This window comes from Paraburkholderia sp. CI2, assembly GCF_014201055.1.
Taxonomy (GTDB): domain Bacteria; phylum Pseudomonadota; class Gammaproteobacteria; order Burkholderiales; family Burkholderiaceae; genus Paraburkholderia; species Paraburkholderia tuberum.
In genome coordinates, this window is the sequence record NZ_JACHDL010000018.1 from 146,818 (window position 1) to 162,174 (window position 15,357).

The 15,357-nt window shown below is 65.1% G+C and carries 13 protein-coding genes and 1 pseudogene; 8 read left to right on the plus strand and 6 right to left on the minus strand.

What is annotated here, in order from left to right; all coding sequences use genetic code 11:
• Window positions 1-26: 26 nt before the first annotated feature.
• Together HDG32_RS23705 and HDG32_RS23710 are read left to right on the plus strand one after the other, a co-directional pair.
• A complete protein-coding gene (locus HDG32_RS23705) occupies window positions 27-1,445 on the plus strand; it encodes an FAD-binding oxidoreductase (RefSeq protein ID WP_184071127.1) in 1,419 nt (472 codons plus the stop codon).
• Window positions 1,446-1,497: 52 nt separating this feature from the next.
• Window positions 1,498-2,304 (plus strand): metallophosphoesterase, encoded by an 807-nt coding sequence (locus HDG32_RS23710; protein ID WP_184071129.1) that lies wholly within the window; start codon window positions 1,498-1,500, stop codon window positions 2,302-2,304.
• Window positions 2,305-2,348: 44 nt separating this feature from the next.
• Here HDG32_RS23710 and HDG32_RS23715 read toward each other — a convergent pair whose 3' ends face one another.
• Window positions 2,349-2,501, minus strand: a complete 153-nt coding sequence (locus HDG32_RS23715; RefSeq protein ID WP_167544144.1) for a hypothetical protein — start codon at window positions 2,499-2,501, stop codon at window positions 2,349-2,351.
• 225 nt (window positions 2,502-2,726) lie between these two features.
• Entirely contained in the window at window positions 2,727-3,665 is a 939-nt protein-coding gene (locus HDG32_RS23720; protein WP_184071131.1) for a LysR family transcriptional regulator, read from the minus strand.
• A gap of 155 nt (window positions 3,666-3,820) precedes the next feature.
• Between HDG32_RS23720 and HDG32_RS23725 the strand changes: the two genes are divergently transcribed.
• From HDG32_RS23725 to HDG32_RS23740, 4 genes are read left to right on the plus strand one after another with little or no spacing between them, the layout of a single operon-like run.
• Window positions 3,821-5,440: an efflux transporter outer membrane subunit gene (locus tag HDG32_RS23725; RefSeq protein WP_184071133.1), complete on the plus strand. Its 1,620-nt coding sequence runs from the start codon at window positions 3,821-3,823 to the stop codon at window positions 5,438-5,440.
• An 8-nt stretch (window positions 5,441-5,448) separates the two neighbouring features.
• Window positions 5,449-7,668: an FUSC family protein gene (locus HDG32_RS23730; protein WP_184071135.1), complete on the plus strand. Its 2,220-nt coding sequence runs from the start codon at window positions 5,449-5,451 to the stop codon at window positions 7,666-7,668.
• Window positions 7,658-7,858 (plus strand): DUF1656 domain-containing protein, encoded by a 201-nt coding sequence (locus HDG32_RS23735; RefSeq protein WP_018421177.1) that lies wholly within the window; start codon window positions 7,658-7,660, stop codon window positions 7,856-7,858. The genes HDG32_RS23730 and HDG32_RS23735 overlap by 11 nt, the downstream gene beginning before the upstream one ends.
• A 13-nt stretch (window positions 7,859-7,871) precedes the next feature.
• Window positions 7,872-8,765, plus strand: coding sequence for an HlyD family secretion protein (locus HDG32_RS23740; RefSeq protein ID WP_184063625.1), 894 nt, complete (start codon window positions 7,872-7,874; stop codon window positions 8,763-8,765).
• Window positions 8,766-9,026: 261 nt separating this feature from the next.
• Here the strand turns inward: HDG32_RS23740 and HDG32_RS23745 are convergent, their stop codons facing one another.
• From HDG32_RS23745 to HDG32_RS36635, 3 genes are read right to left on the minus strand one after another with little or no spacing between them, the layout of a single operon-like run.
• On the minus strand, window positions 9,027-9,845 hold the full coding sequence (locus HDG32_RS23745; RefSeq protein ID WP_184063622.1) for an ankyrin repeat domain-containing protein: 819 nt from the start codon (window positions 9,843-9,845) through the stop codon (window positions 9,027-9,029).
• Between the two features lie 14 nt (window positions 9,846-9,859).
• Window positions 9,860-10,597, minus strand: a complete 738-nt coding sequence (locus HDG32_RS36630) for a hypothetical protein (protein ID WP_260336573.1) — start codon at window positions 10,595-10,597, stop codon at window positions 9,860-9,862.
• Window positions 10,560-11,177, minus strand: a complete 618-nt coding sequence (locus HDG32_RS36635; protein ID WP_260336574.1) for a hypothetical protein — start codon at window positions 11,175-11,177, stop codon at window positions 10,560-10,562. The genes HDG32_RS36630 and HDG32_RS36635 overlap by 38 nt, the downstream gene beginning before the upstream one ends.
• Before the next feature lie 115 nt (window positions 11,178-11,292).
• On the opposite strand from HDG32_RS36635, the pseudogene HDG32_RS23755 reads away from it, so the two are divergent.
• Window positions 11,293-11,694 (plus strand): annotated as a pseudogene (locus tag HDG32_RS23755) (HlyD family efflux transporter periplasmic adaptor subunit); the annotation flags it as partial.
• A gap of 15 nt (window positions 11,695-11,709) precedes the next feature.
• On the opposite strand, the gene HDG32_RS23760 reads toward HDG32_RS23755, so the two are convergent.
• Entirely contained in the window at window positions 11,710-13,311 is a 1,602-nt protein-coding gene (locus HDG32_RS23760; protein ID WP_184071156.1) for a methyl-accepting chemotaxis protein, read from the minus strand.
• A gap of 483 nt (window positions 13,312-13,794) precedes the next feature.
• Here HDG32_RS23760 and HDG32_RS23765 point away from each other — a divergent pair, with 483 nt between their 5' ends.
• Window positions 13,795-15,060 carry an MFS transporter gene (locus HDG32_RS23765; protein ID WP_184071138.1) on the plus strand — a complete coding sequence of 422 codons (1,266 nt, stop codon included), beginning with the start codon at window positions 13,795-13,797 and terminating at the stop codon, window positions 15,058-15,060.
• Window positions 15,061-15,357 lie beyond the last annotated feature (297 nt).

The window sequence follows — 15,357 nt, forward strand, 5'->3', positions numbered from 1 at the left end:
AGCCCCAACACCGTCAACCGATCCACATGACCCACACCGCTTTTCTCGCCGCCTGCCGCGACGCCATCGGCGCGACTTACGTACTGACCGATCCGTACGACACCGCTCCCTTTCTGACCGACTGGCGCCGCCGCTACACCGGCGCGGCCTGCGCGGTGCTGTGCCCGGCCACGTCCGCGGAAGCCGCCGCGCTCGTCAGGCTCGCGGTCGAACATTGCGTCGCGCTGGTGCCGCAGGGCGGCAATACCGGCCTCGCGGGCGGCGCGACACCCGACGCGAGCGGCGCGCAGGCGGTCATCAGCCTGCGCCGCCTGAATCGCGTGCGCGACATCGATCCGCACAACAACACGATCACGGTCGAAGCCGGCGTGATCCTCGCCGACGTGCAGAAGCACGCCGAAGCGGCCGGGCGTCTGTTTGCGCTGAGCCTCGCCGCCGAAGGCAGCTGCACGATCGGCGGCAATCTGTCGACCAACGCGGGCGGCACCGGCGTGCTGCGCTATGGCAACACGCGCGAGCTATGCCTCGGCCTCGAAGTGGTGACACCGCAAGGCGAACTGTGGGACGGCCTGCGCGGGCTGCGCAAGGACAACACCGGCTACGATCTGCGCGACCTGTTCATCGGCGCGGAAGGTACGCTGGGCCTGATCACCGCGGCGGTGCTCAAGCTGCATCCGCAGCCGGCCGCGCGCGTCACCGCGCTCGCCGCGCTCGCGTCGCCGCATGCGGCGCTCGATTTTCTCGCGCTCACGCAACGCGTCGCCGGGCCGCTCCTGACCGGCTTCGAACTGATGTCGGATTTCTGCCTGCGCCTCGTCGGCCGGCATTTCGAGCAGATGCGTTATCCGTTCGCCGAACCACATGCGCAGGTCGTGCTGCTCGAACTGTCGGACAGCGAAAGCGAAGTGCACGCGCGCACGCTGTTCGAGGGGCTGATGGAAACCGCGCTCGAACAAGGTCTCGTGGAAGACGCCGTGGTGGCGGAAAACCTCGCGCAGTCTCGCGCGTTCTGGAATCTGCGCGAGCACATTCCGCTCGCGCAGGCCGAGGAGGGCCTGAACATCAAGCACGACATCGCGGTGCCGATTTCACGCATCGGCCACTTCATCGAAGCGACCGATGCGGCAATCGCGCAAGCCGCGCCGGGCGCGCGCATGGTCACGTTCGGCCATCTCGGCGACGGCAATCTGCACTACAACGTGCAGGCGCCCGAGGGCGTCGATGCGAAGGCGTTTCTGCGGCAGTACCAGAGCCCGATCAACCGGATCGTCTACGACAGCGTCGATGCGCATCGCGGCAGCATCAGCGCGGAACACGGACTCGGCCAGTTGAAGATCGACGAAGCCGCCCGCTACAAGCAGGACGTCGAGGTGCGGATGATGCGCGCGATCAAGCAGGCGCTCGATCCGCTGAACCTGATGAATCCGGGCAAGGTGCTACGCTAATATCTGAAGCCTGCGCGATCCGGCGCGCAGGCGTTTTGCAGGAGTCGCGTCCGTGAAGATTCGCGTGCTGTCCGATCTGCATCTGGAAAACGACGAGCCTGAACTGATCCCGCATGCGCAGGCGGATCTCGTGGTGCTGGCGGGCGACATCCACAATCATGCGGCCGGCCCGCGCTGGGCCGCGCAGGCGTTCGACGACGCCGTGCCGGTCGTCTACGTGCCGGGCAATCACGAGTACTACGACGGTGAATTCGGCGCGCTGGAGAGCGCGATGCTCGACGCGGCCGCGCAGGTCGACAACGTGCATGTGCTGAACAACGCCGCGCTGGTCGACAGCCAGGGCCGCTGGCGCGTGCTCGGCACGACGTTGTGGACCGACTTCGCGCTGTACGGCGCGACGCCGGATGCAATCGAGGAATCGATCGTCGCCGCGCGCCGGGTCATGCTCGACTATCGCGGGCTGATCCAGATGAACTGGCCGCACGACCCGCGCGACGCCGCGCGCGACTTCACGCCCGACGATTCGCTCGCGCTGCACCGGCATGCGCGCGCGTGGCTCGAAAGCGAGCTTGCCAAACCGTTCGCCGGCCAAACGATCGTGGTCACGCATCACGCGCCGCATCGGCTGAGCCTGGCCGGGCGTTTTGCCGAAGACCGCGTGTCGGCGGGCTTCGTCAACCATCTGCCCGAGCTCGTGCGCGCGCCTGTCGCATTGTGGATTCATGGCCACACGCATACGTCGTTCGACTACGTGGTGGACGGCACGCGCGTCGTGTGCAATCCGCGCGGCTATTTCGACCGGCGCACGCGCCAGTGGGAAAATCCGCTGTTTGCGTGGGACAAGGTCGTCGAGATCTAGCGGGTGCTAGCGGGCCCTCTTGCGTCAGATCAACCCGCCGCCGCTCACCGCTCGCGCCGCGGCGCATCCTGTGACTCGACCTCGACCGGCACGAGCTGCGGCTGCTGTTCGCGCATGCGGCGCAGCAGATCGCGCGACGCGGCGACGCCGATCAGTCCAAACATGACGGCCAAGCCGATCATCAGGTGCGTATCCATGAATGTGTCGTCCTTCAGTGGTTGCGAGGCGCCGAACGGCGGCGAATCCAGCGCGTCCGGCCGGAGCGGCGACGCGTGAACGACACGTTAACAAATCGACTGCGCGGCAGAAGTAAAGAAATGTTGCGGCGCGGCGCGTGTGTAACAGGCTGTCACGCCGCGTGCCCACTCCGCGTGCCGCACTCCGCGTGCCGCTCGAACGTCAATGCGTGACGAGCAGACCGTTCAGGTCCGCGCGAACTGCCGCAACTCCTCCTGATCCGCCGCCAGCGTCGAAGGCAACTCGTCGCGCAGGAATTCGACCCACGTGCGGATCTTCGCATCGAGATACTGCCGCGACGGATACAGCGCATACAGATTCATCTGCTGCGACGTGTACCCGGGCATCAGCCACACCAGTTCGCCGCTGCGCAAACGGCTGATCGCCGAGTAGATCGGAATCAGCGCTACGCCCATGCCCTGGGCGACGGCCACGACCATCGCCTCGGCCACGTTCACCTGAAACGTCGCCGCGCCGAGCGAGACGACTTCCTCGCCGTGCGGGCCGTCGAAGGTCCATTTGTCCGGCGGATTCACCGGCGTCACCATCTGCAGGCAGGTGTGCTGCGCGAGGTCCGCGGGCCTTTGCGGCACGCCGCGCCGTTCGAGGTACGCCGGCGACGCGCACGCAATGCTGAACGCGCTGCCAAGGCGCTGCGACACGAGCCCGGAATCCGGCAGGCCGGTCGCGAGCGTCAGCGACACGTCGAAGCCTTCGTCGAGCAGATCGGGCATGCGCTGCGCGAGCGTCAGTTCGATATGCACGTCCGGGTAGCGCTGCTGGTAGCGGCCCACGGCCGGCACCACGTAGTGCTGGCCGAAGCTCGTCATCGCGTGCACCTTCAGCTTGCCGGACGGACGCGCGTGCGCGTCGCTCGCCTCGGCCTCCGCCTGATCCACGTACGCGAGAATCTGCTCGCAGCGCTGCAGATAGCGCTCGCCAGCTTCGGTCAGCGCGATGCGGCGCGTGGTCCGGTTCAAAAGCCGTGTGCGCAGATGCGCTTCCAGATCCGAAACCGCGCGCGACGCGTAGGCCGTCGTCGTATTCAGATGCTGCGCGGCGCCCGTGAAGCTGCCCGCTTCGACGACGCGGACGAAAACGCGCATGTTTTGAAGCGTGTCCATACCTATCCTCAGAAATCGGCAGCGATTGTTACACGATCAGCAATGGCGATTGTCTCATGTCTGGTAAAAATGCCTTGCATCTTTACCGGTTATTCCGCAATCGATCAAAAAATATAATTGCGCACAAGCTTCTATAGTCAAATTTGGAGGAAATCGTGCAGTCTCCGGTACCCAAAGGGATCGCCGCACCCGCGGTTCTTACGATCCTATTAACAATCGCCGGATGCGCAAGTACCGGAGGCGTCGCGCCGCAAACGCACACGATCAATCCTGCGTCGCTCGATGCGGGCAACGCAATCCGCGCCGCCAACGCCGACGCGCAGTGGCCCGCCGCCGACTGGTGGCGCGCCTATGACGATCCGCAGCTGGACCGGTGGATCGCGGACGCGCAAGCCGGCAATCCCAGTCTCGCGCTCGCCCAGGCGCGCGTGCGTGAGGCGGCGTCGATGGCCGGCGTCGCGCGCGCGGCGCTCGCGCCGCAAGTCAACGGCAGCCTGTCGATCCAGCGCCAGCAGTGGGCCGACAACGTGTTCTACGGTCCGGGGCCGCTCGCCGGCGAGCAGTCGTGGAACAACACCGGCACGCTCGGCCTCGCGTATCACCTCGATTTCTGGGGCAAGGACAAGAACGCCGCCGAGCGCGCGCTCGACCTCGCGCACGCCAGCGCCGCCGACGCGCGCGCCGCGCAGCTCGAACTGCAGGCGAACGTCGTGCGCACCTATATCGAGATGTCGCTGAACTACGCGTTGCTCGACATCGCGAAGGCCACGCTGCAGCAACAGCAGCAGATCGTCGACCTCGCGAACCGGCGCCTGAAGGGCGGCATCGGCACGCAGCTCGAAGTGAGCCAGGCCGAGACACCGATGCCCGAGTACGAGCGCCAGATCGACGCGATCGAGGAGAGGATCGCGCTCGGCCGCAATCAGTTGGCCGCGCTCGCGGGCAAGGGTCCGGGCGCCGGCGACGCGATCCAGCGCCCGGCGCTGTCGCTCGCCGCGCCCGCTGGTCTGCCGGCCGCGCTGCCCGCGGATCTGATCGGCCACCGGCCGGACGTGGTCGCGGCACGCTGGACGGTCGCCGCGCAGGCGCGCGGCATCGACGTCGCCAAGGCCGGGTTCTATCCGGACATCAACCTGCTCGCCTCGATCGGCGGCTATGCGGCGATGGGGCCGCTGTTCCAGTTCCTGAAGAGTCCGTCGCATAGCTGGAGCGTGGGTCCCGCGCTGACGCTGCCGATCTTCGACGGCGGCCGGCTGCGCTCGCAGCTCGGCGCGGCGTCGGCGGGCTACGACGAGGCCATCGAGCGCTACAACCAGTCGATCGTGGGCGCGCTGAAGGACATCTCCGACCAGGTGATCCGCATCCGTTCGCTGACCACCCAGGCCGACGACGCCGACCGCTCGGTCGCCGCCGCGCGCAGGAACTACGAGCTGTCGCGCGAAGGCTACCGGCGCGGCTTGAGCGACTATCTGAACGTGCTGGTCGCGCAAAACCAGTTGCTGCGCGCGCAGGAAGGCGTCGCCAAAGTGCAGGCCGAGCGGCTCGGCGCGCATGCGTCGTTGATGACGGCGCTCGGCGGCGGTCTCGACGATCCGGCCAACGGTCCGCGGGATAACGAAACGTTGCCGGCGCATGGCAAGGGCAGCGGCGAGAGCAAGAGCGGCGCGGCGAGTAGCGACACGGCAACAGCGGATGCCAACGTCAACGCCAGGACCAACGCAGCCATCACCGCCACCACCGCCTCGCGCGCCCCGAACGCGCCCGCGTCCGAGTAAGGAAGGCCATGTCCTCCTCGCCCTCCCCGTCGAGCGCGCGCCCCGCCTCGTTCGCCGCGCTCTACGAAGCCGCCGCCCACTGGGCGCGCACCGACGGCCTCGTATGGATCTATCTGTTCAAGTCGCTCGCCGCGTGTTTCCTCGCGCTCGGCATCGCGATGAAGCTCGATCTGCCGCAGCCGCGCACCGCGATGACCACCGTGTTCATCGTGATGCAGCCGCAAAGCGGCGCAGTGTTCGCGAAGAGCTTCTATCGGATCTGCGGCACGCTGGTCGGTCTCGTCGTGATGCTCGCGCTGATCGGACTGTTCGCGCAGCAGCCGGAGCTGTTCCTCGTCACGACCGCGATCTGGGTCGGCATCTGTACCGCCGGCGCCGCGCGCAATCGCAACTTCCGTTCGTACGGCTTCGTGCTGGCGGGCTACACGGCCGCGCTGATCGGCATCCCCGCTTCGCAGCATCCGGACGGCGCGTTCCTGAGCGCGCTCACGCGGGTCGCGGAAGTGGTGATCGGCATCATCTGCGCGGGCGCGGTCAGCGGCCTCGTGTTTCCGCAGTTCGCCGGCCTGCAGATGCGCGGCACCGTGCGTGCGCGCTTCTCGGCGTTCGTCGAGTACGTGTCGGCGTCGCTTGCCGGGCGCAACGACCGCGCCCAGATCGAGGCGACCAATGCGCGCTTCGTCGCCGACATCGTCGGCTTCGAGGCCGCCCGCAGCATCGCCGTGTTCGAAGGCCCCGATTCGCGGATGCGCGGCGGGCGCCTCGCGCGTCTGAACAGCGAGTTCATGACCGCGTCGACGCGCTTTCACGCGCTGCATCAGCTAATGAACCGTCTGCGCGACAGCGGCACGCACGGCGCGGCGATCGCGATCGCCGCGCTCGAACCGTACTTCAAGGAGATCGCGCCGTTGCTCGCGAAGTCGGGCGAGCCGGTGCTGAGCGCGGCCGACGCCGCGCACGCCGCGGCCCAGCTCGACACCTACAGAAGCGAGTTGCCCAAACGCGTGCGCGCGACGCGCGACGAGCTCGAAACGCACCCCGACGCGCCGTTGCTCGATTTCGACACGGGCGCCGAGCTGCTGTACCGCTTCATCGACGACCTGCATGCGTACGCGGCGACCTATGCGTCGCTCGCCGTCGACAAGCACGCGCGCGAACGCTGGATCGAGCGCTACGAGCCGAAAACCAACGCGATCGCGGCCGGCGTCGCGGGCCTGCGCGCGGCCATCGTGATGATGGTGCTCGGGGCGTTCTGGATCGCCACCGCGTGGCCGAGCGGCTCGACGTTGACGCTGGTCGCAGCGGCCGTGTGCGCGCTCGCGTCGGCGTCGCCGGATCCGAAGCGCACCGCGTTCAAGATGGCCGGCGGCACGGTGCTCGCGACGCTGATGGGCATGATCGCGGTGTTCGGCGTGTATCCGCACATCGACGGCTTCGTGATGCTGTGCGTCGCGCTCACGCCGTTCCTGCTGCTCGGCGTGTTGATGACCACGCGTCCGACGCTCGCTGGCTATGGCGTCGGCTACTGCATCTTCTTCTGCTTCCTCGCCGGCCCCGACAACGTGATTCACTACGACCCGAGCGCGTTCATGAACGACGCGCTCGCGCTGGTGCTGTCGATGCTGGTGTCGTCGATCGCGTTCGCGGTGCTGCTGCCGCCGTCGACGCCGTGGCTGCGCAACCGCCTGCTCGTCGACCTGCGCCGCCAGGTGGTGCTGGCCGGCCGCGCGGGTCTGGCACGCGTGCGCTCGCGCTTCGAAAGCGGCGCACGCGATCTGATGTTCCAGATCAACGCGCTGTCGCAGAACGAGCCCGAAACGAAGCGCGACACGCTGCGCTGGCTGTTTTCGGTGTTGGAGGTCGGCAACGCGGTGATCGACCTGCGCCGCGAAATCGCGACGCTGCCCAACGAGCCGCGCTACCACCAAGCGGCACCGTGGCGCGTCGCGCTGCGCGCGCTGCGCGATGCGCTCGCGGCGCTGTTCGAGCGGCCGCGGCAGCAGCACTTCGCGCGCGCGCTCGCGGCGACCGCCGATGCGATCGCGCAACTGCAGCAGCTGATGGCCGGCTTCACGCCATCGCGTGAAGAACGCCATCAGCTGTTGCGCATCCTTAGTCAACTGCATTTCATCCGTACCGCGCTGCTCGATCCGCAGTCGCCGCTTGCCTCGGCGATCGGCGCGCGCGCGGACGCATCAGAAGAAAAAGGAGTTCCTCATGCCGCGTGATATCGCCGTGCTCGATGCCTATGTGCCGGCCATTGTGCTGCTGTTCATCGCGGGCGCCGCGCTGACCTGGCTCGTCGATCGCGTGATCGCCTATACGGGTCTCTATCGCGTGGTGTGGCACCCCTCCCTGTTCCGGGCCAGCTTGCTCGTGTCCGTGTGCGGCCTTCTCGGCCTCGCCGTTTATCGTTGATCAGAGTCGAAACATGACCATCCGAAATCTTGTGGGCTTCATCGCGACAGCCGTCATTTTCATCGTCGCGATCGTGATTGGCCGCGTGCTGTGGGTCCATTACATGGACGAACCGTGGACCCGCGACGGCCGCGTGCGCGCCGAGATCGTCAACGTCGCGCCGGACGTGTCGGGCGCGATCGTCGATCTGCCGGTCAAGGACAACCAGTTCGTGAAGAAGGGCGACCTGCTGATGCAGATCGATCCGTCGCATTACCAGATCGCGGTCGAGCAGGCGCAGGCCGCCGTTGCCGCGCGCAAGGCCGAATTGCAGATGAAGCGCGACGATGCGCAACGGCGTGCCGACATGGATTCGCAGGTGGTGTCGAAGGAAAGCCGCGAAAACGCGACGCATACCGCGTCCGCCGCCGATGCCGCCTATCAGCAGGCACTCGCCGCGCTCGACGCCGCGAAGCTGAACCTCGAGCGCACGCGCGTGGTGTCGCCGGTCGACGGCTACGTGACGAACCTGTCCGTGTTCCGCGGCGACTATGCGAGCGCGGGCGCGGCGAAGCTCGCGATCGTCGACAGTCACTCGTTCTGGGTGTATGGCTACTTCGAGGAAACCAAGCTGCCGCACGTGCGCGTCGGCGATCAGGCCGAAGTGCGGCTGATGAGCGGCGGCACGCTGCAAGGCCACGTGGAGAGCATCTCGCGCGGCATCTACGACCGCGACAATCCGCAAAGCCACGAACTGCTCGCGGACGTGAATCCGACCTTCAACTGGGTGCGCCTCGCGCAGCGCGTGCCGGTGCGCGTGCGGATCGACTCGGTGCCGCCCGACGTGATGCTGGCGGCGGGCACGACCTGCACGGTGGTGGTGCGGCCGGGGACGGGCTCCGGCTCCTCGTCGGCCAACGCGAGCTGACGCCCGCGCCGCCTTTTATAGCCTGAACTGCCCCACCATCGACTTCAGCCCGCGCGCCTGATCGTCGAGCGAGCGGGCCGCGGCGGTGGCCTCCTCCACCAGCGCGGCGTTCTGCTGCGTGCCCGGAGCCTATCCGCCTTTTCGTGTGCGAGTCGGTTTAAAAAATCCTACCCCCTCGCCAGCGTGAAGCGCTCGCCAAACAGGATGACAAACTGGTTCATCGCGGACTTCCAGTCGAAGGTTGCCCTTTCGGTCTCTGTGTCAAGGCAGCGGATGCTTGCTGTCATCGAGCCGTCGCGGAGGATTGGCTCCCCAACGTGCTTTTATCTGTTCCGGAGTCTCCGGAGGCCATTTCACGCCCATCTTGATGATGCGGTCCCGAATCTCGATTAGCTTTTTGTAGGTCGGGGAATTGGGCGCGAAGGTATTAATGTCATCCCATATCCCTAGTGGGAATGACTCGCCATTAATGTTGTAGGTGTTGGGGTTTGCCCCATGGTCCAGCAAGTAGTCAATTTGATCTAGCGCGCGATTTGCCAGCGCTTGATACAGCACTGAATTACGTAACGAATCGCGCCGGTTCACATCCGCGCCACGTTCCACCAGCAGCCTGAGCGAACCAGATGTCGACTCTCTTGCAACAAAGAAAATGATGGGTCTGCGGCCCTCGATCATGGTGTTGGGGTCAACCCCACCGTCCAGCATCGCGCGCAGGAATTCCGGATGGGAGCTGTTGAGCATGACCCCGAGGGGGCTGCCATAATCCGGTACTTCCTGCAAGGAATCGGCCCCGGCCCTCACCACCTCCGACGCAACCGCAAGCCGGTGCGGGTCGCGCTGCAACGCCTCCTGAAAGGCAAAAAACAGCATCGTCATGTTCTTGCGCCCAGGCGTCTTCAGGTCTGTCTTCGGGGCCAGTCGCCGGACCTGCTCCATATCACCTCGCTCGATGGCCTGCGCCAGTTCGAGTTGCGGGTCGCTAAAAAAATCGGTGGCGGGAAATTTTTTCATTGCATGAACCACAGGGGATAGCGCCAGTAACAGCACCGGCACGATAAGAATTCGGCTGAGTGTTTTCATCGCTTTCAGCCCCGTTATGACAGTGTTTCAAGTACGGAGATGTCCTCCGCCTTCTGCTGCTCGATGCCGTCTATTGCCTGCCAGATGAAGTGCCGCGACACCGGCGAGCCGCTGCCGGGCAGGGGATAGGCAGTACCGGCTGCACCGGGCAGGGGCGTCCACGTCTGTGCCACGGTCAGAATGTCGCCCTTCACACGGTACGCATTGATGTTCGATGGCGTGACCTGGCCGCCGTAATGTTGGACCGTCTTCGGGTGCAGGCCCGCTGCATTGAAGCTCCAGCAGTCCTTGCCGCTGGCGACGGATGCAGCCGAACACAGGCCACCGCCTAGCGAATGTCCGGCAATATCAATTGGCGCCTGTGTCCGGCGCATCTTCCATCCAATATCTACGGCTCGCTCATAGTAAGGCGATTTCATATCCACGCTTTGGCTGACGTTGTTCGACCAGTCGGCCAGGCTCGTCATTTCCGTTCCCTTGAAGGCGAGCGTGGGCTTCATATCGTTGCCGAAGACACGAGGATCGGGTTCGTATAGCTGCGCCCGGAAATTTGAACCTTCTATTTTCAGATCAAGAGGGTCAAGTCGATATTGATCAAGAAATTCCATATCCCCGCTGCGGTTCGCCCACCCTTCGGGCACCGGCCTGGACGGCTCGTAGACATGATCGGAGAGTCTGGCCTTCTCCACCGCGACATTGTTGCGGGCGAGCCGCTCAGCCGCTGTCCGCACGCGCCCTGACATGGGCTGCATTGCCCGCCGCAATCAGCGCCTTGCGCGTCTGCCACCGCTGCGCCTTGGTCAGTGCCTGTGGTATCTCGATGCGCGGCGGTGTCGCCCGGGCTGCGCGCGCAGCGTCCAGCCGGGTTTGCCAGGTGGCCGGATCATACTGGACGGACAAAATGGGTTCGCCGTCCGGGTGACTACCTGTCCTCGCTACGGGATTCATTAACGGCGTGCTGCTGTACGGTGACGGAAACAGGCCATTACGCGGACCTTTAACGGCAAGCAGTTTGCCCCGGCGCACCTCTTCGAGCAGAGCAACGATGACCCGCCAGCCATCGGAGTCAGGATTCCGGTCCCGTACATCATGAAAAAACAGCCAGTGACTGTCGATGAGATTCTTGACCAGTTTCCGGTCCTCCTCCCACTTTCCGCGATTCAGTGTGGCGATAGCAAAAAATTCGCGGGTCTCCGCCCTGGCTCTCTGAAGGTCTGCGGCCTTGCCGAGGCACGCTTTATAGTGCCATTCGTCGCAGATGACGTACCAGGTACCCGGTGGCCGCTGGCAGAACAGCTCCAGGGAGTGCATCTCAAATACGGACAGGGACATAGGTGTGTCGATGGTCTATCTGAAGTCGCTGCCAGGATTGACAGCAGTCAGATGATTACCGTGCGACAGGCAGTCCGTACATGGGCGACGGCCCAAAATCTCCACAGCTTCGATGAACCTGTCCGTGTTCCGCGGCGACTATGCGAGCGCGGGCGCGGCGAAGCTCGCGATCGTCGACAGTCACTCGTTCTGGGTGTATGGCTACTTCGAGGAAACCAAGCTGCCGCACGTGCGCGTCGGCGATCAGGCCGAAGTGCGGCTGATGAGCGGCGGCACGCTGCAAGGTCACGTGGAGAGCATCTCGCGCGGCATCTACGACCGCGACAATCCGCAAAGCCACGAACTGCTCGCGGACGTGAATCCGACCTTCAACTGGGTGCGCCTCGCGCAGCGCGTGCCGGTGCGCGTGCGGATCGACTCGGTGCCGCCCGACGTGATGCTGGCGGCGGGCACGACCTGCACGGTGGTGGTGCGGCCGGGGACGGGCTCCGGCTCCTCGTCGGCCAACGCGAGCTGACGCCCGCGCCGCCTTTTATAGCCTGAACTGCCCCACCATCGCCTTCAGCCCGCGTGCCTGATCGTCGAGCGAGCGGGCCGCGGCGGTTGCCTCCTCCACCAGCGCGGCGTTCTGCTGCGTGCCCGAGTCCATCTGCGTGACCGCGAGACTGATCGCCTCGATACCGGCGCTCTGCTCGGACGACGCCGCCGAAATCTCGCCCATGATGTCGGTCACGCGCTTCACGGCCTTGACGACTTCGTCCATCGTCTGACCGGCGTCAGCGGCGAGCGTCGAGCCGTTGCCGACGCGCTCGACCGAAGCCTGGATCAAGCCCTTGATCTCCTTGGCGGCCGCCGCGCTACGCTGCGCGAGATTGCGCACTTCCGCCGCGACGACCGAAAAGCCGCGCCCCTCCTCGCCCGCGCGCGCCGCCTCGACGGCCGCGTTCAACGCGAGGATGTTGGTCTGAAACGCGATCCCCTCGATCACGCCGATGATGTCGCCGATGCTGCGCGCGCTGTCGTTGATGTCGTTCATCGTCGCCACCACGCGGCTCACGACCGCGCCGCCCTGCTCGGCGATCGCCGACGCGTTGTTCGCGAGCGTGCTCGCCTGCTTTGCGTTGTCGGCGTTCTGACGCACCGTCGAGGTCAGCTGCTCCATGCTGCTCGCGGTGCGCTCGAGCGCGAGCGCCTGCTGCTCGGTACGCTGCGACAGATCGAGATTGCCCATCGAAATCTGCGCGGACGCGGTCGCGATCGCATCGGCGCTCGACGCGATGTCGGCAACCGTCGTCGCGAGTCCGCTTTGCATGTCGGACAGCGCGAACAGCATGCTCGCACGGTCCTTGCCGCCGAGCGCGATGCGGTTCGACAGATCGCCCGCGGCGATGCGGCGCGCGATCTCCTTCGCGTACGCGGGCTCGCCGCCGAGCTGCGCGGTGAGCCGCCGCACGACCCACGCGGCGATGCCGAACGCGAGCACGATCAGTGCGAACGTCATCACCGCGATCATCACGAACGACGAGTGATAGATGAAACCGGACGCGTCGATCGTCGCCTTCGCGGCGGTGCCGCGCTGCGCGACGAGTTCGTCGACGAGCTTTTCGAGCTTGCCGGTTTCGACGAGCAGCGACACGTCCTGCGTGCCGACCTGCCAGTTCATCTGCGACAGATCGAGCGGCTGCGCTTTCACGAGCGTGACGAAGTCGCGCAGGTGACCGCTCCATGCCGCGACCGCCGCGGTGAACGCCTTCTGCGCACCGACCGCCTTCGCGTCCGACTTATCGACGTACTGCTGGAGCGTGCCCATCTGCTCGTTGAGACCTGCGAGGCCGCGCTCGATGTCGGCCCCGAGTTCGTCGCGCTCCTTCGCGGTGGTCGCGGTGAGCAGCATCTTTTGCGCGCGGCTCGCGCGCAGCATGTGGCCGCGCGCTTCCTCGGCGGCGCGGCTCGCGACGTGGCCCTGGTCGTAGATCGATTGCGCGGACGCGTTCAGCCGGCCGATCTGCAGCAGCGAAAACACGCCGATCAGCAGCGTGCCGGCGAGCAGAATCGCAAACGCGATCCGCAGCGTCGCCTTGACCGACAGGCCGTTGAACTTCGTTGCCGCTGCGCTGTGTGCCACTGCTTTCATCATCCCCGTCCCCACATGTCGACGCGCCGGACGGTCGGTTCCGGCATCACCACTTATCTCTCCGGGTCTACGGCAGCGCGCCCCGCGATCTTGAATTTCGCTTGTGCAGGCCGGGGCGGGTCGTGCGCCGCTTGCCGTTCCCGGTTCCATGTTCGACGCGCTGCTTCGTGAGCCGCGCAAATCGCGAGCGCTTTATACCGTGGCCAAAAACTCGCCAAAAAAAGTTTCTTCAGGCAAAGAGCTGACAATTCGTCCTTTCACCGCCGAATGAAAAGTCATCCGCCCCCTTGTCCGATTCGCGACAAAACTTGTCCTTACAATTCGCTTCGGCCACATTAAACTTCGGCTAAATATTCAAAACGCCGGTTGCCGCGACGAAACGCCGCAGTGCTTCGCGGAACGCGCCTACGAGGCGTGCTGCCCGCACCGGTTTTCGGTGCCGATCTTTCATTCCACCGTTTTCCCGATCTTTTTTTCTAGCGTATGGAAACGAGCCTCGATAAAAGCGCCCTTGCCGGCGCATCCGCCACGGGGGCGAGCGCGTCCCCGGCCGCCGCTGCGCCGGCGGCCGCCAAGGTCCAGCGCACGGTGTATTCCGTGCTCGGTGCGATCAGCTTTTCGCACCTGCTCAACGACATGATCCAGTCGCTGATCCTCGCCATCTACCCGATGTTCAAGGACAACTTCTCGTTGTCGTTCGGGCAGATCGGTCTGATCACGCTGACCTACCAGATCACCGCGTCGCTGCTGCAGCCGCTCGTCGGCAGCTATACCGACAAACATCCGAAGCCGTACTCGCTGCCGGTCGGCATGGGCTTCACGCTGACCGGGCTGCTGCTGATGTCGGTCGCGCCGAACTTCGGCGTGCTGCTGGTCGCCGCGGCGCTGGTCGGCTGCGGATCGTCGGTGTTCCATCCGGAGTCGTCGCGAGTCGCGCGGATGGCCTCGGGTGGCCGTCACGGGCTCGCGCAGTCGTTGTTCCAGGTCGGCGGCAATGCGGGTTCGTCGCTCGGGCCGCTGCTCGCCGCGCTGATCGTGATTCCGCACGGGCAACGCAGCATCGCGTGGTTCTCGGCGGCGGCGCTCGTCGCGATCGTCGTGCTCACGCAGATCGGCCGCTGGTACAAGCGTCATCCGTCGGTCAGGAAGGCGCGCGGCCAGGGCGCGCACGTGACGCTGCCGCGTAACAAGATCATCCTGGCGATGAGCGTGCTGGTGTTGCTGGTGTTCTCCAAGTACTTCTATCTCGCCAGCATCAATAGCTATTTCACGTTCTATCTGATCGACAGGTTCCATCTGTCGGTGCAGGCCGCGCAGATCCATCTGTTCGTGTTCCTCGCGGCGGTCGCGGCGGGTACGGTGATCGGCGGGCCGATCGGCGACAGGATCGGGCGCAAGTACGTGATCTGGGTGTCGATTCTTGGCGTCGCGCCTTTTACGCTGCTGTTGCCGTATGCGAATCTGTTCTGGACTGGTGTGCTGACGGTTGTTATTGGGGTGGTGCTCGCCTCGGCGTTCTCGGCGATTCTTGTTTATGCGCAGGAGTTGATTCCTGGGAAGGTTGGGATGGTGGCTGGGTTGTTCTTTGGTTTTGCCTTTGGGCTTGGCGGCGTGGGCGCCGCCGTGCTTGGGGAACTCGCTGACGCTACCAGTATTGCGTTTGTTTATAAGGTTTGTTCGTTTTTGCCGTTGATTGGGGTGCTCACTGTTTTGTTGCCGGATGTTGAGGGGAAGCGGGTTAAAGGGTGAGGGTGAGCGCGTGCCGCGGGGTTGGGGCTTTTTCCTTATCGTGTGGTGTTGGCCTTTCCTTGCTTTGTTATCGGTCTATTAGCGTTGCCCCTGTGCGGGGCGGGCTTTTTTCGTTGTTCTGGCTTTGTTGGCCTTTCCTTGTTGTCTTGTCGGTCTATTAGCGTTGCCCCTGTGCGGGGCGGCACCTACTTTCTTTGCTGCTGCAAAGAAAGTAGGCAAAGAAGACAGCTCAAACCGCAAGCTCATAAGCGGGTCCCCTGGCTTGGAAGGGGTAGTGGTGCATCTGGAATCCGTGCC

Excerpts from the sequence above, each read along its gene's own strand:
- HDG32_RS36635 (WP_260336574.1), bottom strand. The coding sequence starts at position 11,177 with ATGTCCCTGTCCGTATTTGAGATGCACTCCCTGGAGCTGTTCTGCCAG.
- HDG32_RS23705 (WP_184071127.1), top strand. The coding sequence starts at position 27 with ATGACCCACACCGCTTTTCTCGCCGCCTGCCGCGACGCCATCGGCGCG.
- HDG32_RS23735 (WP_018421177.1), top strand. The coding sequence starts at position 7,658 with ATGCCGCGTGATATCGCCGTGCTCGATGCCTATGTGCCGGCCATTGTG.
- HDG32_RS36630 (WP_260336573.1), bottom strand. The coding sequence starts at position 10,597 with ATGCAGCCCATGTCAGGGCGCGTGCGGACAGCGGCTGAGCGGCTCGCC.
- HDG32_RS23765 (WP_184071138.1), top strand. The coding sequence starts at position 13,795 with ATGGAAACGAGCCTCGATAAAAGCGCCCTTGCCGGCGCATCCGCCACG.
- HDG32_RS23715 (WP_167544144.1), bottom strand. The coding sequence starts at position 2,501 with ATGGATACGCACCTGATGATCGGCTTGGCCGTCATGTTTGGACTGATC.
- HDG32_RS23740 (WP_184063625.1), top strand. The coding sequence starts at position 7,872 with ATGACCATCCGAAATCTTGTGGGCTTCATCGCGACAGCCGTCATTTTC.
- HDG32_RS23745 (WP_184063622.1), bottom strand. The coding sequence starts at position 9,845 with ATGAAAACACTCAGCCGAATTCTTATCGTGCCGGTGCTGTTACTGGCG.
- HDG32_RS23720 (WP_184071131.1), bottom strand. The coding sequence starts at position 3,665 with ATGGACACGCTTCAAAACATGCGCGTTTTCGTCCGCGTCGTCGAAGCG.
- HDG32_RS23760 (WP_184071156.1), bottom strand. The coding sequence starts at position 13,311 with ATGAAAGCAGTGGCACACAGCGCAGCGGCAACGAAGTTCAACGGCCTG.
- HDG32_RS23730 (WP_184071135.1), top strand. The coding sequence starts at position 5,449 with ATGTCCTCCTCGCCCTCCCCGTCGAGCGCGCGCCCCGCCTCGTTCGCC.